The organism is Paenibacillus sp. NEAU-GSW1, from assembly GCF_009737085.1.
Classification (GTDB): domain Bacteria; phylum Bacillota; class Bacilli; order Paenibacillales; family Paenibacillaceae; genus Pristimantibacillus.
The window spans coordinates 22,568-42,299 of sequence record NZ_WOVL01000035.1 but is presented as its reverse complement, the minus strand read 5'-3'; the positions used below and the strand labels follow the sequence as shown (position 1 = coordinate 42,299).

19 protein-coding genes are annotated in these 19,732 nt (G+C 50.2%); 5 read left to right on the top strand and 14 right to left on the bottom strand.

The features are described from left to right. Positions 1 to 212: 212 nt before the first annotated feature. The 6 genes from GOM71_RS21445 to yyaC form a co-directional block, all read right to left on the bottom strand. Entirely contained in the window at positions 213 to 1,295 is a 1,083-nt protein-coding gene (locus tag GOM71_RS21445) for an HD-GYP domain-containing protein (RefSeq protein ID WP_156284796.1), read from the bottom strand. Positions 1,296 to 1,468: 173 nt separating this feature from the next. Further along, complete coding sequence (locus tag GOM71_RS21440) at positions 1,469 to 3,163, bottom strand: histidine kinase N-terminal 7TM domain-containing diguanylate cyclase (RefSeq protein WP_253944968.1); 1,695 nt, start codon at positions 3,161 to 3,163, stop codon at positions 1,469 to 1,471. 104 nt (positions 3,164 to 3,267) lie between these two features. Next, positions 3,268 to 4,449, bottom strand: coding sequence for a class I SAM-dependent methyltransferase (locus tag GOM71_RS21435; protein WP_156284792.1), 1,182 nt, complete (start codon positions 4,447 to 4,449; stop codon positions 3,268 to 3,270). A gap of 38 nt (positions 4,450 to 4,487) precedes the next feature. Further along, positions 4,488 to 5,132 carry a DUF6483 family protein gene (locus tag GOM71_RS21430; RefSeq protein WP_156284790.1) on the bottom strand — a complete coding sequence of 215 codons (645 nt, stop codon included), beginning with the start codon at positions 5,130 to 5,132 and terminating at the stop codon, positions 4,488 to 4,490. 28 nt (positions 5,133 to 5,160) lie between these two features. After that, on the bottom strand, positions 5,161 to 5,988 hold the full coding sequence (locus GOM71_RS21425; protein ID WP_156284788.1) for an alpha/beta fold hydrolase: 828 nt from the start codon (positions 5,986 to 5,988) through the stop codon (positions 5,161 to 5,163). 30 nt (positions 5,989 to 6,018) lie between these two features. Next, positions 6,019 to 6,582 (bottom strand): spore protease YyaC, encoded by a 564-nt coding sequence (gene yyaC, locus GOM71_RS21420; RefSeq protein ID WP_253944967.1) that lies wholly within the window; start codon positions 6,580 to 6,582, stop codon positions 6,019 to 6,021. Between the two features lie 203 nt (positions 6,583 to 6,785). On the opposite strand from yyaC, the gene GOM71_RS21415 reads away from it, so the two are divergent. Further along, positions 6,786 to 7,013, top strand: a complete 228-nt coding sequence (locus GOM71_RS21415; RefSeq protein WP_156284787.1) for a DUF1128 domain-containing protein — start codon at positions 6,786 to 6,788, stop codon at positions 7,011 to 7,013. A gap of 120 nt (positions 7,014 to 7,133) precedes the next feature. On the opposite strand, the gene GOM71_RS21410 is transcribed toward GOM71_RS21415, so the two are convergent. The 4 genes from GOM71_RS21410 to GOM71_RS21395 all read right to left on the bottom strand — a co-directional run bounded on the left by GOM71_RS21410 (position 7,134) and on the right by GOM71_RS21395 (position 11,674). Continuing rightward, positions 7,134 to 7,595 carry a hypothetical protein gene (locus tag GOM71_RS21410; protein WP_156284785.1) on the bottom strand — a complete coding sequence of 154 codons (462 nt, stop codon included), beginning with the start codon at positions 7,593 to 7,595 and terminating at the stop codon, positions 7,134 to 7,136. 242 nt (positions 7,596 to 7,837) lie between these two features. Beyond that, a complete protein-coding gene (locus tag GOM71_RS21405; protein ID WP_156284783.1) occupies positions 7,838 to 9,436 on the bottom strand; it encodes a UDP-glucose--hexose-1-phosphate uridylyltransferase in 1,599 nt (532 codons plus the stop codon). A 37-nt stretch (positions 9,437 to 9,473) separates the two neighbouring features. Next, positions 9,474 to 10,460: a UDP-glucose 4-epimerase GalE gene (gene galE, locus GOM71_RS21400; protein ID WP_156284781.1), complete on the bottom strand. Its 987-nt coding sequence runs from the start codon at positions 10,458 to 10,460 to the stop codon at positions 9,474 to 9,476. A 41-nt stretch (positions 10,461 to 10,501) separates the two neighbouring features. Beyond that, a complete protein-coding gene (locus GOM71_RS21395; protein WP_156284779.1) occupies positions 10,502 to 11,674 on the bottom strand; it encodes a galactokinase in 1,173 nt (390 codons plus the stop codon). 222 nt (positions 11,675 to 11,896) lie between these two features. On the opposite strand from GOM71_RS21395, the gene GOM71_RS21390 reads away from it, so the two are divergent. Together GOM71_RS21390 and GOM71_RS21385 are read left to right on the top strand one after the other, a co-directional pair. After that, on the top strand, positions 11,897 to 12,772 hold the full coding sequence (locus tag GOM71_RS21390) for an AraC family transcriptional regulator (RefSeq protein WP_156284777.1): 876 nt from the start codon (positions 11,897 to 11,899) through the stop codon (positions 12,770 to 12,772). A gap of 81 nt (positions 12,773 to 12,853) precedes the next feature. Further along, positions 12,854 to 14,098, top strand: coding sequence for an NAD(P)/FAD-dependent oxidoreductase (locus tag GOM71_RS21385; protein ID WP_156284775.1), 1,245 nt, complete (start codon positions 12,854 to 12,856; stop codon positions 14,096 to 14,098). Positions 14,099 to 14,178: 80 nt separating this feature from the next. On the opposite strand, the gene GOM71_RS21380 is transcribed toward GOM71_RS21385, so the two are convergent. Next, a complete protein-coding gene (locus GOM71_RS21380; protein WP_156284773.1) occupies positions 14,179 to 14,724 on the bottom strand; it encodes a general stress protein in 546 nt (181 codons plus the stop codon). A 122-nt stretch (positions 14,725 to 14,846) separates the two neighbouring features. On the opposite strand from GOM71_RS21380, the gene GOM71_RS21375 reads away from it, so the two are divergent. After that, positions 14,847 to 16,076, top strand: a complete 1,230-nt coding sequence (locus GOM71_RS21375) for a magnesium transporter CorA family protein (RefSeq protein ID WP_216651799.1) — start codon at positions 14,847 to 14,849, stop codon at positions 16,074 to 16,076. Between the two features lie 62 nt (positions 16,077 to 16,138). Here the strand turns inward: GOM71_RS21375 and GOM71_RS21370 are convergent, their stop codons facing one another. Then, on the bottom strand, positions 16,139 to 17,107 hold the full coding sequence (locus GOM71_RS21370; protein ID WP_156284769.1) for a Gfo/Idh/MocA family protein: 969 nt from the start codon (positions 17,105 to 17,107) through the stop codon (positions 16,139 to 16,141). A 245-nt stretch (positions 17,108 to 17,352) separates the two neighbouring features. Here GOM71_RS21370 and GOM71_RS21365 point away from each other — a divergent pair, with 245 nt between their 5' ends. Beyond that, positions 17,353 to 18,186 (top strand): lipase family protein, encoded by an 834-nt coding sequence (locus GOM71_RS21365; protein WP_156284767.1) that lies wholly within the window; start codon positions 17,353 to 17,355, stop codon positions 18,184 to 18,186. A gap of 79 nt (positions 18,187 to 18,265) precedes the next feature. On the opposite strand, the gene trhA is transcribed toward GOM71_RS21365, so the two are convergent. Together trhA and GOM71_RS21355 are read right to left on the bottom strand one after the other, a co-directional pair. Continuing rightward, positions 18,266 to 18,910, bottom strand: a complete 645-nt coding sequence (gene trhA, locus GOM71_RS21360; RefSeq protein WP_156284765.1) for a PAQR family membrane homeostasis protein TrhA — start codon at positions 18,908 to 18,910, stop codon at positions 18,266 to 18,268. Positions 18,911 to 18,974: 64 nt separating this feature from the next. Next, entirely contained in the window at positions 18,975 to 19,679 is a 705-nt protein-coding gene (locus GOM71_RS21355; protein ID WP_156284763.1) for an alpha/beta hydrolase family protein, read from the bottom strand. Positions 19,680 to 19,732: the final 53 nt, after the last annotated feature.

The following is a 19,732-nucleotide window of genomic DNA, read 5'->3' as shown; positions in this document are numbered from 1 at the left end:
TACCTTAAGAAGAGCGATATTGAAACGGGCAAGGTGAAACGGCTATCGCAGTCCTTTGGCAGCGCGGCGCGTTTCAATCCGAGAATTCTAAGCACAATATAAAGTGCATACTTATAAATCCTTAGCATTCAACCATAAGCAAATCCCCCCGCTTCGCGGCTGATGCCAGCGCTTGGCGAGGGGATTTCAATGCCCATATTTCACTGCAATGTCTATATCTCTTTCACGATCGTCAAGTGCAGTTCGTCCTTTAATTCCAGATCGTAAGGAGTCGCCGGTTCTTTACCGTCTGCCTCGCGAATGATGCGTATGCGCGGGCGATGCAACGCAAGCTCGCTGTTCACGGATACAACGCCAATCTGTCCCGAGCTGAGCAGCAGTGTCGTCGACACCGGGTAAATCGAAATATGACGGCAAAACAACTTGATCAAATCAAAATCAAAATACGTATTGCCAGCCGCAAACAAAAATTCAATCGCTTCCGACGGCGTATAACGCTTGCGGTGCGGCCGCGGCGAAGTTAAAGCATCGTACACATCGGCAATGGCGACAATTTGAGCGTACATATGAATTTCATCACGCTTTAGCCCTCTCGGATAGCCCGTGCCATCGTAGCGTTCGTGATGCTGAAGCGCGCAGTGAGCGGAAACGATGGAAATATCGTGATATTTCCGCAGGATGTCAAACCCGTCCTTCGTATGGTTTTCCACTATCGCCCGTTCTTCCGGCGTCAGCTTCCCCGATTTATTCAGCAGCTCCTTAGGCACTCTCGTCATGCCAATATCGAACATTAACGCACCAACGCCCAGCTCCTCAAGCTGATTGCGGTTATAGCCTTTGGCGATTCCCATCACGCCAGCCAGCACCGCGACGTTGACTGCATGCTGAAACAAATAACCGTCTGTCGTATGTATGCTGGTAAGATTAACGAGCACATTCGGCCTAGTCGACAGTTCCGTCATAATCTCGCCAAACACATTGCGGAAAGTACGGCCCAAATCGGGCGCTATCGCTCTTCCTTTTATTGGAGACTGTTCTTTGAACGAATTCATCGTTTTATAAATGACATCTGCTGCATGTCTTCGCGTTTCATCGCTTAACGTTTCATCCGGAACTAAATCTTCAGTTAATCCATCTTCAATATAGATAACATCAATTCCAAGTGTATGCAGACGATTAATAAAACGCTCGTTGAGCTCGACCCCTTCGCCAAGAAGAACGCTCCCATTGTCTTGGAAAATGGGCTTCGCGAGCTTGTCCCCCGGTTTCACCAATCCAATTTGCACTCTTCTCATCAGCTAGTTCCCGCCTTCGATCGTTTTTCTTGCGCTTTCCGGATTGGTTTTTATTTTATCAGATTAGAAGAAAAATGACTATCTCTCTGCTTGATACTTGAATCGAAATCTGTCGATTCACACAACAAAAGAATATAAAAAAGACAAGGAGAACCGATATCTCCTTGCCCCTATTAAGCGAGCTTTCGTTTCACGACTTGGTTGCGCCCGTTGTACTTCGCTTCATACAAAGCAGCGTCCGCCAGTGACAACAATTCGCGCAAGAAAGCTTTCGGATCGTCGAGCACCCGCTGGTCAAACTGATCGATCGATACAACGCCCATGCTGATCGTCACCGAAATCGGCTGGTTGCCGTTCCCCGAATTCATCACGTTATGCTCCACTGCTTCTTTCACCATATCGGCGATCAAATCCGCTTGCTCCCGATTCGTATGCGGCAAATATACGGTAAATTCCTCGCCACCATAACGGGCCAGCACATCTGTCAAGCGAAGCGAGCCTCTTACCGCATCGACCGTGCCGCACAGCACTTCATCGCCGACAAGATGACCGTACTTATCGTTAATCTGCTTGAACAGATCAATATCAAATAAAAAGATCGAAAAAGGGACGCCGTTCTTAATGTTGACCGCTACCTCTTGCTCCAGCTGCTGAAGCAAATATCTGCGGTTAAAACAACCGGTTAAGCTGTCGGTGATGGCCATGCTTTGCAGCTTCTTGTTCGCTTGGGAAAGCTCGTCCTGCATAACCATCAGCTCGCGGTTGCGAATATGAAGCAGCTCGTTTTGCGAGTTCGTCTCCTCCAGCAAAAGACGCAATTGCGTAATATCGTGGAAGGTCAGCAATCTTCCGATCGGCACTCTTTTCTTGTGGCCAAAGATAGGCGCATATTGGACAACCGCATAGTTCTGCTTGTCCAAATGAAGCGTAATTTCCATCTCCAGTCTCTCAAGCGGACGCAAGCGCTGCTCTGCGAAAAACGATTCCAGTTCCTCCGCAGCTAACTTGGGCAGCTGCGAGGCGATCGCCTCGTGTGTAAACCGCTCCCCGATCCGCAGCTTCAGAACGGTTCTCATTGCTTTATTTACTTCGATAATAACATCGTTTTCATCAAGCACGATGATGCCGGTCGACATCGTGTTCATAATGTCCTTGCGGACGTTCTCGATAATGTCGAGCACGCGATGCTTCGTTATGACATGCACCAAATATAAGGACGCAATAGCTATGCCTACGGAAATGATCGGATAATAAGAGCCGAAATAGCCGATGAAAATAATATTAATGAACAAATCGGCTAAGCCGAAGACAATCAATACGTACAAACCGTTCAAGGCCGTCCTCACCAGCTTCTTGTGCCGCGACGAAACATCTTTGCGTAGCGTATAGGCGACAATGAAAAAAGATACGCATAAATAGAGGAGCACTTGAGTGACCATGAACCAGAAGAACGGACCGTTCTCAAGCTGTGCGGTCAGAAAGCGATCGGACATATCGGATTTATCCTTCAAACTAAGAAACATGCCGTAAGGATTTACGAAAGCGAAGAGGGCCGACAGCAATCCGGGAGCAGACAGCAGCGCCAGCCTTCGCGCGCGGATTACAGGCGTTTGTCCCGTCAGAACGACGATGAATATAAACCAGCCGACTCCGATGAGCGATAATGACACATAGGAGCAGCTTAGATAAAACAGTTTATATTGCGGATCGTCCGTTGTGTGGGCAATGGATTGGAACAATGGCCAAACCATAAACACACTGTGCAAACCCAAATAAATTTTATGAAGCAGCGTTATCGAATTTGCGGTAAATATATAGAAAAACAAACCGAACAATACGATAAACACGCCAAAGTCCAACCAAATCATCGATTCCAATTATGGTCACCCATTCGTCTGAGCCATCTATTTCCATTGTATCAAATGATTTATAGAACGACAATTACTTCTCTATCATCCTATTATTTTTTAATCTAGCGGGTCGGCAACCGGTCTGCAAGCATCTTCTCGAGCGACGGAGACAAGTGCAGAAAATCGCGGTATTGCGTATACTGCTCCCATTTTTTCATTGAAACGGCCGACCTCTCTCCGCGAACGGCGCGAATGAGCAAATTTTTCGGCGTGTGCTCTGGATCAATAAACTCCAGCATCTGCACCTTATAGCCTATCGTCTCCAGCAACGTGCCGCGGGCCGCATCAGTGGCGAGCGCGGCAAACCGCTCCTTCAGCAGCCCTTGAGAAAGCAGCGGCGAGAGTGTTTCATTCTCGATTTGCCGAAATGCTTCATGCTGGCAGCAAGGAACCGACATGATAACCGAAGCATCCCATCCTACCGCTTTAGCAAGCGCCGCATCCGTCGCCGTATCGCAAGCATGAAGCGTAACGACCATATCGGCTTTGCTCAAGCCTTCGTATTCGGCAATATCGCCAACCATAAACGTAAGATTGACGTAGCCAAGCTTCTCCGCCAGTTTGGAACAAAACGCGATCACATCCGCTTTCAAGTCCAGTCCGACGATCCGAATGTCCCTATTCTGTTCCACAGCTAACAAGTGGTAAAGCGCGAACGTTAAATAAGATTTGCCGCAGCCGAAGTCGACAATCGTAATCGGCCTGTCCGCAGGCAAATTCGGCAGCACATCCGTTACCATCTCTAGGAAACGGTTGATTTGCTTATATTTATCTTGTTTCTTGGCGTGTACCGCGCCATCCTTTGTCATAATGCCGAGCTCAACGAGAAACGGAGCGGCTGTGCCTTCCTCGATTATCCGTTTTTTCTGGCGGTTATGTTGAAGCGCTGCAGCGTCGCGAAGTTCGCTCGTCGGCGGTTTGCGCAGAACGGCTGCCTTGCCCTTTTTGTTAAACAGCAGCTGGAGATCGGCATTCGGCGATTTAACCAGCGCTTGCCGATATTCTTCATTTAATAGTGAAACAAGCCTCTCGCCAGCATCCTGCGGCGGCAAATTGTCATGCGTCACTTTGTTCGTATAATGGTATTCAAACTGATAATGGAGCCCCTGCTTTAATTGAATCGGCCGAACTACCGTTTTTGGAGCGGCTTCCCCGTTCTTGCGCCGAAGCTGGCTTAATGTGCCCTGGAGCAATTCGCCTTGCTCGATCATTTGCAGCAGCTCTTGCTGCCATTGCTCTTCCATTTGTGATTCATCTCCTAAAATGTATGACCATCGTTCCTTTATTTTCCCAGCAATTCATTCAGCGACTGTTCCAGCTCTTCGCGGGACAAGCCGCCTTTCTCCAAGCTCTCGTCATCATGCAGCAGCAATCTGCGATAAAAGCCGACAGCCTCCTCCAGCGGTATGACACCGTCCTCTAACAGCTCATGCAGCACATTTTCCGCTTGGTCAAATTGACCTTCTCCTTCATGCCATTCGGCCTGAAGCTGTTTCGTCTCCGCAGGAAGCTCGAACGGACGAAGCCGTTCCAGCAGTTCTCCAGCTTCTAGCGCGGGATTTACGATCGTTGGCGGCGCGCCAAGCAGCGACAGCCGCATAAACAAATGAAGCGAACGCAAATAATGATAGAAGCTCGCGTCCTCGTTGCCTAAATCGTCAAACAGCTCCGCTTCTTGCTTCAGCAGAATAGCTATCGCTTGAATGTTGTCCGTCTCGACAACGCCATTCGTCGTCATGACGCCGATCAAATCTTTATCGGACAACGATCGAATAAGCTTTCCGCTTAAGCCAAACTTCTTATCGAGCAGCTCGTCAATGACGATGAGCGCTTCCTGATGCTTCATCTCCCGCTTCAGCTGCATTATTTGCCCAACTATATCCGTCATCTGCTCAATTACACGCAAGAAGTAATCCCGTTGAAACATCGGCCTTCCCCTCCCAAGTTAGACGCTTTTAGACTTTCAAAAAAGAGAGTACCGCTTCGGCAAATGCTTCCGGTTGCTCCAGCATGCCCATATGCCCGGCTTCAGACAGCAGCGCTTGCGTAACATGGGGACCATTCACGACATGCGTTTTCTCTCTCGGCACAATTTGATCGCTAACACCAGCAAGCAGCAATAGCGGCAAAGCGGTTGATTCCAGCACACCCGAACGATCCTGCCGAGCTTTCATACCAAGCGCTGCGCCTATAGCTCCGGCAACGCTTGTTCCATAGCCAATTTGCTTCGCCCTCTCAATCAGCGCCGCATCCGACGACGGCGCGAATAACTTGGGAACGAGACCGTCGACAAAAGCTGCAATGCCGTCTTTGCGAATGGCGGCAGCAGCCTTCTCGCGGTTTTCCTTGGCTGTTTCCGTATCCGGAAGCGGCGTGGAATGTACAAGACCGAATGCATTCAGCTTGTCGCCGTATTTTTCAGCAAAAGCCAGTGTGATGTATCCGCCGAGCGAATGTCCCAGCAGGCACGCTTTCTCTATATTCAAGCTATCCATCAAGCCGGCAACATCGTCTGCATATAATTCCATCGAATACGGCCCTTCACCCGATGCGGAGGACAAGCCCTGTCCGCGAAGATCGGGTGCGATAACTCTCGCATGGCGGGCCAGCAGCGGCGCTGCCAGTTCCCAATAAGCCGAGCTTCCGCAAAAGCCGTGCAGCAATATGACCGTTTGCTCGTTGCCCGTTCTATCGCCGTCTTTAGCCGAATCGTAGTAAGCCAATTCGCTCCCGCTTGCAAGCGTAATACGCTGTCCGGCAATCGATGTCTTCAAGTCGCTCATTTCGAACACTCCTTCATTAATAGCATGATTTTATATTCGCCGTTCCGTATAGTCCCAGGCTTCCGCAGCTTTGCTCCAGCTTGCATCAATGGCTTTAGCCAGAGTGACCGCCATCTCCATCACACGGAAAAGCGGTGTCGTTTGCAAAGTCATATAAGGTTTATAGCTAATAGCATTCACGATGCCCGCAATGCTATAGTTGCCCGCTTCCGGCAAATTAGCGCCCGTCGCTTGTCCCGGCTTTAACGGGCCGTACGCTGCGATAAAGTCGCCTACAAGCTGCGCTTTGCCAAGGCAAGCGTCTATCGCGATGACAACTTCATGTCTGGCCGCCGTCTCCAGCGCCCCCTCAACGCGATAAGCATCGCATGGCGAATCCAGCGTCCCGATGACATGAGGCCAGCCTTGCTCTCTCAGCATAGTGCCGACCAGTGGGCCAAAGCAGTCGCCTGTCGAGCGATCTGTGCCAATACAAATGAACATGATTTGATTCCTGTTCGGATGCTGCTTTGCAATCGCCGTCAAAAATACTTCCAGCGTATCCGGGATCGTTCGGTCAATGCTGCTTATACAGGCATCGATCATTTCTTTCATTCCATGCACCTGCTTCTTTCGTTGCTGCTCAAGTGTCGCCCGCTGCGCGGCAGCTTCACCGTCTGTTGCTTCATGGCTTCATTGTATACAATTTGGCAGCTCCGTTCAATTTCAGGCAACCGCCAATCGAAATGTGTTACAATGACGAAAGCGATTCGCCTTGCAGAGGCGGAACAAGATCAATTAGAGGAGGTCTGCATATAATGGCAAACCTGGACGAACAAACGCAGCAAAATGTTGAGTATATGATCGAGTCGATCAAGTCGAAGCTTAGAATGGCGACTGCCGCCGCGATGCAAGCATCCCATTTCGACATTAAGCAATATGAGGATATTAGAGACTTGTATGAGGTCGTAGCATCCAAGGAGCACTTCAGCATCAGCGAGGTCGAAGCGCTTGTATCCGAGCTTGGCAAGCTGCGCAATAAATAATTAATTATAAACAAAATATACCATTAACAAACATTAACTTTCATTTTTCGACCGCACTGCGTATTAAATACGAAGAAGAAGAGCCGTCCCTCGATCTGGGCCGGCTCTTCTTCTCTTCCATTATTCATCAATTTCAGCAGAAGCAGCGCTGAGAACAGCGGCGCTTTCGATAGATAACGTGATTGTAACCTGCTTCTGTTCGCCTTTAAGGAAGAACGCCAGACGCTCCAGCTTATCGGCAAGCTCCGTGCCGCTAAGCGTCGTATTCAATTGATAATTGAATCGATCCGCAGGCTGATTGTCCTGTGCCGCATATCCGCCTCTCCAGCCGCGGTCGGCTTGAGCTCCAGATTGAGCGAGCAGCTGCTCCGTCACAGGGTAAAATTTATCCGATTTATTGACAACGCGCTCATATATGCGCAGCTTCTTAAGCAACATATAATATTGAGCCGAATGCTTGAAATTCCAAGCTTCGCGAATGTCCTTTAATGTATAGTCCATCTTCCATCGTTTCAATTTCTCGACTTGTTCTTCCGCATCCAGGTTCAAAAAATCATCCAATGGCATGATTTGTTCCGGCATTTCGTAGATCCCTCCGATTACTCCTATATTTAGCGAAACCAAAACTCATTGTTGAAAGAAAATTACTGCATTATGTTTTTAATTTCATATAAAAAATACCATAATATTTGCTATCGTACAAATTAATTTCTTTACAGAATATCGAAAAGTTATAGAGAAGCTGTTGAAAACCAAATAAAGAGGCTGCCGCCAGACCGTATAGGTTCAAGCGACAGCCTGCGTCCTCGCGGACTGCTGCTATTTTATTGCTCATTCAACCCGATCGACACAAGGAACCGACGGAAAGCGGCTTCGCCAGCTGCATTGCGTTTATATACGCCTGCATCTTTAAGCACTTCGAGAAATTTCTCTCCAGTCTGTCCCTCTACAATCGCCTTCGCCTCGTCTGCCGCGCGCGCTGTGCCAAACCGCTCGACGAGCGATGCAATCCATCCGGCATGTTTGTTTAACGGATGCGACGAGCTGCTTAATTCATCTGAAATAGCAGTCTCGCCTGTCAAATAGGCGGAAATTTGCTCCAGCTCGTCTTTCAGACGCCCTGGCAGGACGGCAAGTCCCATTACTTCGATCAAGCCGATATTTTCTTTTTTAACATGATGCAAATGCTGATGCGGATGAAAAATTCCGTCCGGATGCTCCTCGCTCGTGCGGTTGTTGCGAAGCACGAGATCAATCTCGTATTCGCCGTTATCGCGGAGGCGGGCAATCGGTGTAATCGTATTATGCGGCGTACGCGTTCCGTCGCTGTTCACCGTATAAGCCAGCACTTCAGCCTCAGCATCGCTATATTCGCGCCATTCATCCAGCACGCGGCATGCGGCGCGATGAACGGCTTCTTTCGATGCGCCGTTGACCCGGATAACCGACATCGGCCAGCGGACGATGCCAAAGCGTACGCCCGGCTCCCTTGAACCGGTAAATACCGCTTCGATCGGCGCTTTCTCCATCGGGAAGGAATGGCGGCCCGCTTGGAAATGGTCGTGGCTTAGAATTGAGCCGCCGACAATCGGCAAATCCGCATTCGATCCGATAAAGTAATGCGAGTACTGCTCCACAAAGTCCAGAAGGCGTGCGAACGACGAATGCGAAATGACCATCGGCTCGTGAGCGCCTTTAAAGACGATGCTGTGCTCGTTATAGTACACGTAAGGCGAGTATTGGAAATACCATTGCTCGCCTTGCAGCGTAAGCGGCAGCACGCGCAGGTTTTGGCGCGCCGGATGATCGGCGCGGCCGGCATAGCCTACATTGGTTTCGCAAAGCAGGCACTTCGGATATTTCGCTTGCGGCAAGGTACGAAGGAGCGCTATCTCCTTCGGATCTTTTTCCGGCTTGGAAAGGTTGATCGTAATTTCAAGCTCGCCGTATTCCGTCGGCTGCAGCCAATATTTGTTGCGGCGAATCCGATCCATCCGAATATAATTCGAGTCGATGTTTAGTTTATAGAACGCGTCCGTTGCTTGCGCTATTCCATATTGTTCCGCCGTACTGAAAAATTGGCCAGCGGCTTCAGACGGGCGCGGCATAAGCAGCCCCATGATGCGCGCATCCAGCAAATCGCGGTATGTCGTTATATTATCGTCAATCAAGCCGATAGAATAGCCGTAATCAAGCAGCGGTTCCAGCAAAGGCACCGCGCTGTCTAGCTCTTCCTCCGCAACGGCGCCTTCGTAAGGCTCCGTGAAGCCGAACAGCTCCAACAGAGCGTTGCGCGCTGCGCTTGTGTCGAGCGGCTTAATCATGCCTTCGCGCAGGGCGAAGCGGACAAGCCTCTCGATCAGCAGCAAAGCATCCTCCGCTGTAGCGGCGGCGACGCCGTTTGTTGAATTTGTGTCCGTCATGGTGTAATGCTCCTCTCTATTTGCGCTTGCCGGTCAATTAGTCGTTATAGCCGTTTGGATTGGCAACATGCCACTTCCAAGCGCTTCCGATAATATCTTCCAGCTTGCCGAACTTCGGCTGCCAGCCGAGCTCGTTGCGGGCGCGCTCCGAGGATGCGACCAGAACGGCAGGGTCGCCTGCGCGGCGCGGCTCGATAACCGCTTTTATGTCGCGGCCCGTTACGCTGCGCGCAATTTCGATTACTTCTTTTACCGAGAAGCCTTGACCGTTGCCAAGGTTGTAAATCGCGCTGTCCGCGCCTTCGCGCAGACGGTCGACAGCCAATACATGCGCATCCGCCAAATCGCTGACATGAATGTAATCGCGGATACATGTGCCGTCCGCTGTATCATAATCGTCGCCGAATACGGAAATATGCGGGCGCTGTCCAAGCGCCGCTTGCAGCACGATTGGCACAAGATGCGTTTCCGGACTGTGGTCTTCGCCGATTTTGCCGCCAATGTGCGCGCCAGCAGCGTTAAAGTAGCGCAGCGATACGAACTTCAAGCTGTGAGCGACATCGAACCATTTCATCATTTTTTCCATTGCAAGCTTCGTTTCGCCGTAAGCGTTAGTAGGCAATGTGCGATCGTATTCGTCGATCGGCACATTTTCCGGCTCGCCGTAGGTTGCGGCTGTCGAAGAGAACACAATGCGAAGCACATTGTGCTCAACCATTTTTTCAAGCAGGCACAGCGTTCCGTACACGTTGTTATGGTAATACTTGCCGGGAATCTTCATGCTCTCGCCGACAAGAGAGTTTGCAGCGAAATGAATGACCGAATCGATTTTATTCTCAGCAAAAACCGTCTCCAAAAAATCCGCGTCCCGCAAATCGCCGACATACAGCTTGCCGCCTGTAACTGCATCGCGATGTCCTTGCTGCAGGTTATCGACGACTACGATTTCTTCTCCGCGCTCTGCAAGCGCGGCAACCGCGTGAGAACCGATATAACCGGCTCCGCCTGTTACTAATACTGCCATTTGTCCGTCACTCCCCAAAAATAATTATCTGTTTATAACGTTTAAACGAGTTGTTCCACGCCATTGCCGATGCTGCATACGTAGAAGTCCGGAGTCAGCCCCGTCGCTTCCGTGTATTTGCGGCCAACTTCTTCTTTGAACTTCTCGATGCTGTCTTCATGTACGAGCGATACGGTACAGCCGCCGAATCCCGCCCCTGTCATACGCGAACCGAGCACGCCATCGACGCCGCGCGCCGCTTCGACCATCGCATCGAGCTCAGCGCCCGTCACTTCGTACAGATCGCGCAGCGAATCGTGGGAACCGTTCATCAGTTGGCCGAACTGCGCCAAATCATTCGCTTTCAGCGCTTTGATCGATTGCAGCACGCGGTCGATTTCTTCCACGACATGCTGCGCGCGATTACGGACGATATCTTCCTTGATCAAATGCTTGTTGGCATTGAACTGCTCAAGCGTCAATTGACCGAGCAAAGTCAGCTCAGGGAATGCTGCTTTCAAATCGGCAACCGCTTGCTCGCATTGGCTGCGGCGTTCGTTGTATGCCGAATCGACCAATCCGCGGCGTTTATTCGTATTGCCGATCACGAGCTTATAGCTGCCCGATTGGAATGGAACCAGATCGTATTCGAGCGTGTCGCACATAAGCAGAATCGCATGATCCTTTTTGCCGTTTGCAACGGCGAATTGGTCCATGATGCCGCATTGAACGCCGTTGAATTCATTTTCCGATTTTTGCGAAAGCAAGGCAATTTCGACCGTATCCGTCGGTTGTCCTTCCAAAGTCAGCAGCGCATAAGCGGTCACCACTTCAATCGATGCAGAGGAGGACAGGCCTGCGCCATTCGGAATTTCGCCATGGTACAGCAAATCGTAGCCGGAGCTGAACGAAATGCCTTTTTGCTGCAGCTCATGTACGATGCCCTTTGGATAGTTCATCCAGTCATCCGCTTCATCATAAACGATTTCATTGATATTGAACTGTTTGGAGGAAGGGAAGTTGGTCGTTGCAAGACCGAGCTTGTTGTCTTCGCGTTTGCGGATAAGCAGCGTCGTGCCGAACGTCAAAGCCGCCGGGAAAACGTAGCCTCCGTTATAGTCTGTATGTTCGCCGATCAGATTGACGCGGCCTGGCGCATGGAAAACTTTAATTGAAGCTTCCTCTCCGCCGTACTGTTGTATAAATTGCTGTGTCAGCGCTTGGATGTTTGCCATAATGTGATCACGTTCCTTTGTTATGAGGTATGAGATTCCACTTCAGTATAGCGTACCTGTTAAATGAAACAAATGGCGGAAAATGCTTTTCACATGGATTAATGTGACTTTCATCGCTTTATCTCGCTATTTCGAGCATGCTAAAATAGCTCTAAACATCAGCATCTTTGAGCGCTGCTCAAAACCAATCCATCAAGTCGAGCGAGAAAAGGCGGACAACAAATGAATCGTCACTATTCCTACAAAGTAGCTTCTAATCCGGTAATCGACGTTTTTTCTGGCATTCAAGTATTGTTTGCCGGAGAGAGCCAAACCAAACCTTCCCACATTCTTGGGCCAAAAGTATATGACTTTTACTTGATGCATCTCGTACTTGAAGGCAAAGGCGTGTTCACCTGCGGCGGCAAGCGTTACGAGCTGCGAGCAGGCCATACATTTATGATCGAGCCTGAGCAGCTGGTCAGTTATGCCTCCGACGCGGACGACCCTTGGCGCTATCGCTGGGTCGCCTTCAAAGGGAAGGAAGCTGCTCCGTTAGTAGCCGCAGCTGGCTTGTCCGTCCTCCAGCCCATCGCCGATACCGGAAGCGGCCGGCGCGCCGGCGTCCTGTACAACCAAATTTTTCACGCCTTCCGGGTCGGTGATTCTGCCGCGCATCTGAAAGCAGCCGGCTATCTTCATTTGCTCGCCGCAGCGTATAGTTCCGCATTGCAACAGACGGAAGGAAACGCCGGCATCACTGCGGAAGGAGACAGCGAACGTCTGCTGCAGCAAATGATCCACTATCTTTCAACGCAATATGCGCATCCCGTATCCATTGAACAAATGTCGGAATCGCTTGGCTACAACAGAGCTTATTTGTCGCGATTTTTCAAACGGCAGACGGGAGTGACCCCGGTAACCTTTCTGCTTAAGCTGCGCATCGATAAAGCTCGGCAAATGCTTCGTGAACGCGATGAGCTGACGATTGAGCAAATATCCGCTTCCGTCGGCCTGCAGGATGCGCTGTATTTCTCTAAGCAATTTCGCCGTTTTTACGGTTTATCGCCTTCCGCTTATCGCGAAGACATGCGGAGGATGAATAAACAATCGACCTAGCCGCCCCGTATCCGCTTCAGCGTGCGTGGACATAGTAAATTCACAAACGAATTTACCACCTTTCAAAGGAGCCGTCCTTCGATGAAACTGCTTCATACCGGGGAGCTTTACTGGCCGACTACGTTAGCGGCCCCCAAGCAATATGAGCCGTTGCGCCGCTCGATACGCGTCAATGCCGTAATCGTTGGAGGCGGTATGTCCGGTATTATTTGCGGTCACAGACTCGTCAACAACGGCTTATCCGCCGTTATTCTGGAACGCAATACGATTGCCGGCGGCAGCAGCTCCGCCAGTACCGGGCTTCTGCAATATTCAAACGACGTTATGCTCTGCGAGCTGATCGAGCAGATCGGAGAGCAACGTGCCGTCCAGTTCTACTCTGCTTGCCGGGATGCGGTGGGGCAATTTGGACAGCTTGCGTCAAAGCTGCCGATAGATGTCGGGTTTCAAAATCAAAGCAGCCTTTATTACGCCAGCTCAGAACAGGATTTGCCGAAGCTGATGCGTGAATATGAGACGCTGCATAAGCATGGATTTGCCGTTGAACGATGGAGCGCTGACGATATTTCGAGGCATTTTCCATTTCGCAAACCAGGAGCAATCATTACGCATGGCGATGCTGAAATTAATCCATATCGCTTCATCCATGCATTGGCCGATAATGTTGAAGCTGCGGGGCTGCACATTTATGAGCATACCGACGTCGTTAGCTGCAAGCCTGTGCAGGGCAGTGAGCATCGGCATTGCTTGCTCACAAGCGACGGCTGTCAAATCGAAGCCGATCATATCATTTTCACGGTTGGCTACGAGCCCGAGGAACTGGCAGGAACGTTCATTAAAGCCGAACTCAACCGTTCCTATGCAGCCGTTACCGTCGTTCAAGATAAGCAAAAGCTTGAGCAGCTATGGCATCAGCGTTATATGATTTGGGAGACCGCTCGCCCCTATTTGTATATGCGCACCTCTATTGACAACCGAATTATCATTGGCGGCTTAGATGAGCAAACCGCGCATCCGATAGAAGGCGAAAAATCGAGGCAGCGAAGAATCGAGCGGTTATCCGAAAAATTAGCTGCGCATTTCCCGCAGCTTGACGCTGTTTTCGAATATGAATGGAGCGCGACATTCGGAGAATCGAAGGACAACCTTCCATTTATCGGACAGGATCCTGCCGTTCCAGGCCTGTATTACGGGCTTGGCTATGGCGGAAACGGCTCCGTATACAGTATGGTCGCGTCGCAATTACTGACTAATCTCATTCTTGGCAAGCATGATCCGATCGCAGAAATCGTTCGGCTGGATCGGCCGTCGCTGCTCAACGTGTAGCAAGCAATAAGCCTTTTTTATTAGAAAAAGCCGTTGCGCCTTTGATGAATTCATTCATTAGGCACAATGGCTTTTTGATTTTAGGAACCGGATATAATACGATGGGCGCTATTCTGGCGGAAAACCGCTTCGGCTACGCCAAGACGCGACAAATCCGGTCCCCCGTCTTTATCGAGCAACGCTTTGCTGTCATCCGTCTCTACAACGACAATCGCATGTCCGTTACGTAAAGCTTCACTGCAGAAATCTGCTTCATTGCTGTCCAAACCCATCGCTTGCAGCGCATTGGTCATGCCGGCATCGTCATCCGTGAACCCCCCTCCGGCAAAAACAGCGGCAAATGGCGCCGCGTTCCACCCCGTTGTTCCGCTCAAGCTCCCTCCGGCAATTAAGGCAGGATATGCCCATGCAGCGTCGCCCAGATTATGATCGGTATGCTCCCGCGTCTCAGCCAGCTCCATAATTTCGTCGACATGCATGTCCGACTCCATTTCAATACGGCGCGAATGCGAAGCATCCTTCGATAATACTTTGAGGTCGCCTTTCTCAAAACCGGCATTTAATAATGCCGCAACCGTATCGATAACTTGCTGCTCCGATTGAAAAGAAGCAAATTCTTTTGCCATTGCGCAACCACTCCCTCTGCTGTTGTCATAAGTAGTTATACCCTGCAGAGGCAATGATCACTCTTCCTTTCGCAGACTCGATGGTTATACCGGCAGGTTGTGCATCTATCCGGTTTCAAGGTATGATGGAGAAAGCGAAATGGAAATCGGACAAAGATGGAGGCAACTCGATGATTCATCGGATGCTTCACTATCCCGCCAAGTGGGAGTGGCATGTACTGCAGCATGAACGGCTGCAGCAGGTATCGGCAGAGGGGCTGCCGAGCCGAAAATTAAAAAAAATAATGTCGAACGCGACGGATGAAATGGAGGATGAGGACGACCAGCTTGAGCAAATGAAGCGGGCGCTGCCGGAATGCGCCTCCTGGCTTGATGATTGCTATGGACGCGATACTAACCAGATTCAAGTTGCCGCTTCAGCCGATCATGGTCCGCTTCTTCAAGGAACCGTCTTATTTCAAATATCTGAGCAGCATACCGATGTCTTGCCGTTTCATTTCTGGCTGACTGAAGATAAGCTCGTTACGCTGCATGACGACTTGCGGCTGATGATCCGATTTCAATCTGAGGCGGCGACTGCAAGGCTGGAGAGCTGCAGTTCCGCTCCGGAAGCGTTGTTTGTCATGCTCGGCATCGCGCTCGAACCTTTCCATATCGGCTTGGACGGATTTGAGACACGCCTGGGAAAACTGGAGGGCGCAATGCGCAATGCCAATCGGACGGGACTCATGGATGTTATTTTTGAGCGGCGTTATGATTTGCTGCATTGGAGCCATCTATTTCTTCCGGTCCGCGAGCTGCATGGCGCTGCAAAGGAAGCCTTTATGGACGCTTTAATGGAAAGCGACAGCTTTAAACGGATGACGCACCGCTTGGATCGTATCGAAACGCTGCTTAAGCATTACGCTTTGGAGATCGATACGCTTATATCAATGGACGGGGCAATCTCAAGCTTTCGCGGCAACGACATTATGAAGACATTGACGATTTTTACCGTTATGTTTACGCCCGCCTCCGTATTAGCCGCGCTCTGGGGCACTAACTTTCATCCGTTGCCATGGGATGATTACTGGTGGGGCTTTACGATGCTATGCTCGATTGTGCTCGTCTTAACGATTTCGATCTATATATGGCTCTGGCGAAAAGGCTGGACCGGCGATTTGTTGACGGGAAGGCGGCAAGCATCGAAAAAGCCGGCTCGAAATGACAACCATCCGATTAGCAACATCTTTAATGTTGAGCAGGATAAACCTTCATTGCAATTACGTTCTGTACAAAAAGCAGCAGAAATAGATTATATACAGCAGGAGCAGGAACCGCTGCCGAAACGGCGCAGCCGAACCGCAAGGTAAAGAAAAAGAAACCCTAGGGCAGGGTTTCTTTTTTTGTATCGATCGCAATTAGCGCCGGACAACTAAATCTTCACCGGCAAGCCGCTCTCGGCCGAACGGTTAGCGGCAATCGTTACCTTATGCGTACGCCATGCATCGGCATATGTCGAACGGATGCGGCTTGTATCGCCAGTTCGAACGGCATAAAGGAACGCATCATTTCCCTTCTCGTACGGATTGTTCCGGTTCAAATACTCTGTCTTCCGATCGGAGCGCAAATCGAGCAACCCGCTGTGGCTCAGCTCGAGCACGCCTTGATCGGTATAGATTTGCAAGCCGGCGCGGTCACCCGCTGGAATGGCGCACGTATTGCTGATCGTAGCGACACCGCCGCTCGCCAGCTTCATCGTTACCGTACCGACATCGGGCACCGTAACGCCTTCCTCTTTCGTCGACATGATACGGTTGTCATAAGCCGCATAAACCTCCGTTACCTCGCCGAGCAAATAGCGCAAGAGATCGACAATATGAGTTGTCTGCTCGATGAACTGTCCTCCCGAGCCCTCCATTTTGCGCCACCAATAAACGCCGGGCATCGAGCCCATCCAATAACCGAGCGCCATAAGCGACGTCCGATCCTGAAGCAGCTCTCTAGCCTTCTCCGTACCGTCCATATATCGGAAATGATAGCCTGCGGACGTTATAAGTCCGGTGCGTTCAACCGCTTCCGCAATTGCTGCAGGCGTCTCCAAATCGAGCCCGATCGGCTTTTCAACAAGAAACGGGATGTTCCGCTCAAGGAGAGCGTTTTCAACTTCGCCGTGAGCAAATGGCGGAACGCAAATATATACCGCATCCAGCTTGCGACCGTCTAGCATATTCGTAATGGATGCATAGCCTTTGGCACCGGCATACGGCTTAGCCGCCTGTACCGCTTTATCTTCACTTGTGCCGCAAAAAGCAGCAACGTTTACGCCTTCCATTTGAGCCAGCTTTTCCGCATGCATGCGGCCAAACCAGCCTGTCCCGACAATTCCAATCTGTAAAGCCATGTTGTGTCATCCTCTCTTTATTTAAATTAGCAATCCGTCCGTCAATAACGTTCAGAGCTTACCATTGTTTTTATTTCTCGGCAAGCTTGCCTATCGGTACCAATCAACTCGCCTATTCATACTATAGAAAATCAACTTGCTGCGCGTCTGCCGCTGTTATGTAAAGGGGATGGAGGTCAGCAATCGAGCGATCGAACACGGTTACTTGGAAGCCGAATGCGAATTGCGAATGCGGAGGGATAACGATGGCAACGCGAACAAAAACACAGACGCAGCCGTTACGTCAGCGGAGACAGACGCAGGATGTCGATATGCGAACCGCCTTGTTTTTGGCTGCCGTTTGCGGACAAACATATGCGCAATTTGAAAACAGCGACGGCTTGTTTCTTGTTCCCCGCCATTACAAAGTCGTCGGCGCCTTTTCAGCGCAGGTTTATGATTTTGCCGAAGAAAAATTCGGCTTCGTGCTGGAATCCGACCGCTCATCCGTACTCGCTTTTCGAGGCTCCGGCTCGGCCGTTGACTGGGTTGCCGACTTTATTGCGCAGCAAACGCCTTACAACTATGCCAAAAACAGCGGCTATGCGCATAAAGGCTTCTCCGATATTTATGCCGCCGTTCGCCCGCAGATGTTAGCCATCGTACAGCAGCTGCCGGTCGATAAGCCGTTATTTATTACCGGTCATAGCCTTGGAGGCGCGCTCTCGGTTCTGGCGGCTCTCGATATCGCAACGAATACCGGCATCAGTTCACCAATTGTATACACTTTCGGCTCGCCTCGCGTTGGCGATCCGCGTTTTGTCCGCACGTACAACAACAAAGTTGCAACACATTGGCGCTTTCAGAATGAGTTCGACATCGTTCCCCATTTGCCGCCGCTCGTCTATCAATCGCCAAATACGAAAAAAACGTATTACTACCTGCATGTCAAAGGTGAAGTCAAACGTTCGTTTCGCATGGGCTCCGTTTCTGGTAACCATATTTTGAGCAATTATTTCACCGATTTAGCGAGTGAAGACCCACTATTCGCCACTGCGCTATGCTCGGAGCCTCCCGGCTTTTGCCCGCTGCCTAATTAGTAATTTGAACAACAAAAAATCTCCGCTATGCCGCAACCCGTCAAGAGCAACGCCGAGCGAAGATTCATATAGCGGCTTATTAGGCCGGCAAAATATAAAGCAAAATCGCAAAGAAGTGTACGACCGAGCCGCCTATAACAAACAAATGCCAAACGGCATGATGATACGGAAAAGCGCGCCACATATAAAAAATAGTGCCGACCGTATACAAAAGGCCTCCGGCAATAAGCAGCTGCAAGCCGCCTGGAGCTAAACGGGTCGTTAACGGCTTCCAGGCAAAAACGATAAGCCAGCCCATTGCAATGTACACAATCGTGGACGTAAAAAGGAACTTGGACGCAAACATCGATTTGAACACGACACCTATAACCGCGCAGCCCCATACGATGCCAAACAGTACCCAGCCTAATGCGCCTTGAACGATATGAAGAACAATCGGCGTGTAAGTGCCGGCAATAAATACGTATATGCAAGAATGATCCAGCGATTCAAATATTCGTTTCGCTTTGCCTTCTGGAAAGCTATGAACGAGCGTTGAAGCCACATACAACAAAAGCATTGCGCTTCCGTAAATGGTGAAGCTTACGACGTGAAAAGCCGTTCCTTTTATTGCTGCAAAAACAATAAGCAGCACTAAAGCGGCAATGCTAAGACCCGTTCCAATCCCATGCGTAACCGCATTCGCAATTTCCTCACGCTTAGTAAAGATATGGGTGTTCGCCATTCGCTTTCCGCCTCCCTGATCCCTGAATACAGCATAAAATGCTTGCTATATTCAGTGTACCGAATCAGTTCCAGCCTTTCAACCAATGACGAACACGCTCGATCGTTTTATCCAAATTACATATCGAATCTTGATCGATATAAGGATGATTGCCGCGGAAATAATGGGCATGTCCGCCGATAGTCGGAATTCCCTCTACCTTGACCGGCGCGTATTTCATTCGATTCCAGCGCGGCACCGCGCTTCCCTTATCCGCAATCCAACCGCCCCAGCTGCCGATTCGGGTAATCGGATCATTCGGCTTGCCATCCGAATCAACGGAATGGAAATAGCAAACCCGCTCCTGCATATCGGGTTGAATCGGCACTCTGGGTGATCCGACCTGTACGATTCGATAGTTGCGAGACAGCTTCTGATTGTGCAGCATTCTGCCTGCCTGATAAGCGGCAACGCCTCCGCCGCTATGTCCGATAAGCAGCATCGGTTCATCTTTATCGCGAATGTTTTCCATTATTTTACGGAATGCGGCCCGTCCGCCAACTCGTCCAATGCCAATTCGGTTACTGAGATCGCTTCCCACTTCTACAATTTGCCTGTATAAATTGCGGCTAGCATCGCCATAGGGATGCAAAATATGAATAAACGGGTCCAGACCGTCTGCGCGAAACAACTTATCCAGCTTTTCTTTGCATTCGTTAAAAGCGGTTTGAGTCGTGGCAACTCCGGCAAGCAAATAGACGCTAATAGAAGAGCTTTTGATCGCCGTCATCGTAATCCCTCCGTCATGATGATAATTGTGCTGCATGTACATTATGCGAGGGG

What these genes read in the sequence shown, in the direction of transcription:
- GOM71_RS21445 (WP_156284796.1), bottom strand. Translation starts at nt 1,295, where the DNA reads ATGAGAAGAGTGCAAATTGGATTGGTGAAACCGGGGGACAAGCTCGCG.
- GOM71_RS21440 (WP_253944968.1), bottom strand. Translation starts at nt 3,163, where the DNA reads ATGATTTGGTTGGACTTTGGCGTGTTTATCGTATTGTTCGGTTTGTTT.
- GOM71_RS21435 (WP_156284792.1), bottom strand. Translation starts at nt 4,449, where the DNA reads ATGGAAGAGCAATGGCAGCAAGAGCTGCTGCAAATGATCGAGCAAGGC.
- GOM71_RS21430 (WP_156284790.1), bottom strand. Translation starts at nt 5,132, where the DNA reads ATGTTTCAACGGGATTACTTCTTGCGTGTAATTGAGCAGATGACGGAT.
- GOM71_RS21425 (WP_156284788.1), bottom strand. Translation starts at nt 5,988, where the DNA reads ATGAGCGACTTGAAGACATCGATTGCCGGACAGCGTATTACGCTTGCA.
- yyaC (WP_253944967.1), bottom strand. Translation starts at nt 6,582, where the DNA reads ATGAAAGAAATGATCGATGCCTGTATAAGCAGCATTGACCGAACGATC.
- GOM71_RS21415 (WP_156284787.1), top strand. Translation starts at nt 6,786, where the DNA reads ATGGCAAACCTGGACGAACAAACGCAGCAAAATGTTGAGTATATGATC.
- GOM71_RS21410 (WP_156284785.1), bottom strand. Translation starts at nt 7,595, where the DNA reads ATGCCGGAACAAATCATGCCATTGGATGATTTTTTGAACCTGGATGCG.
- GOM71_RS21405 (WP_156284783.1), bottom strand. Translation starts at nt 9,436, where the DNA reads ATGACGGACACAAATTCAACAAACGGCGTCGCCGCCGCTACAGCGGAG.
- galE (WP_156284781.1), bottom strand. Translation starts at nt 10,460, where the DNA reads ATGGCAGTATTAGTAACAGGCGGAGCCGGTTATATCGGTTCTCACGCG.
- GOM71_RS21395 (WP_156284779.1), bottom strand. Translation starts at nt 11,674, where the DNA reads ATGGCAAACATCCAAGCGCTGACACAGCAATTTATACAACAGTACGGC.
- GOM71_RS21390 (WP_156284777.1), top strand. Translation starts at nt 11,897, where the DNA reads ATGAATCGTCACTATTCCTACAAAGTAGCTTCTAATCCGGTAATCGAC.
- GOM71_RS21385 (WP_156284775.1), top strand. Translation starts at nt 12,854, where the DNA reads ATGAAACTGCTTCATACCGGGGAGCTTTACTGGCCGACTACGTTAGCG.
- GOM71_RS21380 (WP_156284773.1), bottom strand. Translation starts at nt 14,724, where the DNA reads ATGGCAAAAGAATTTGCTTCTTTTCAATCGGAGCAGCAAGTTATCGAT.
- GOM71_RS21375 (WP_216651799.1), top strand. Translation starts at nt 14,847, where the DNA reads ATGATGGAGAAAGCGAAATGGAAATCGGACAAAGATGGAGGCAACTCG.
- GOM71_RS21370 (WP_156284769.1), bottom strand. Translation starts at nt 17,107, where the DNA reads ATGGCTTTACAGATTGGAATTGTCGGGACAGGCTGGTTTGGCCGCATG.
- GOM71_RS21365 (WP_156284767.1), top strand. Translation starts at nt 17,353, where the DNA reads ATGGCAACGCGAACAAAAACACAGACGCAGCCGTTACGTCAGCGGAGA.
- trhA (WP_156284765.1), bottom strand. Translation starts at nt 18,910, where the DNA reads ATGGCGAACACCCATATCTTTACTAAGCGTGAGGAAATTGCGAATGCG.
- GOM71_RS21355 (WP_156284763.1), bottom strand. Translation starts at nt 19,679, where the DNA reads ATGACGGCGATCAAAAGCTCTTCTATTAGCGTCTATTTGCTTGCCGGA.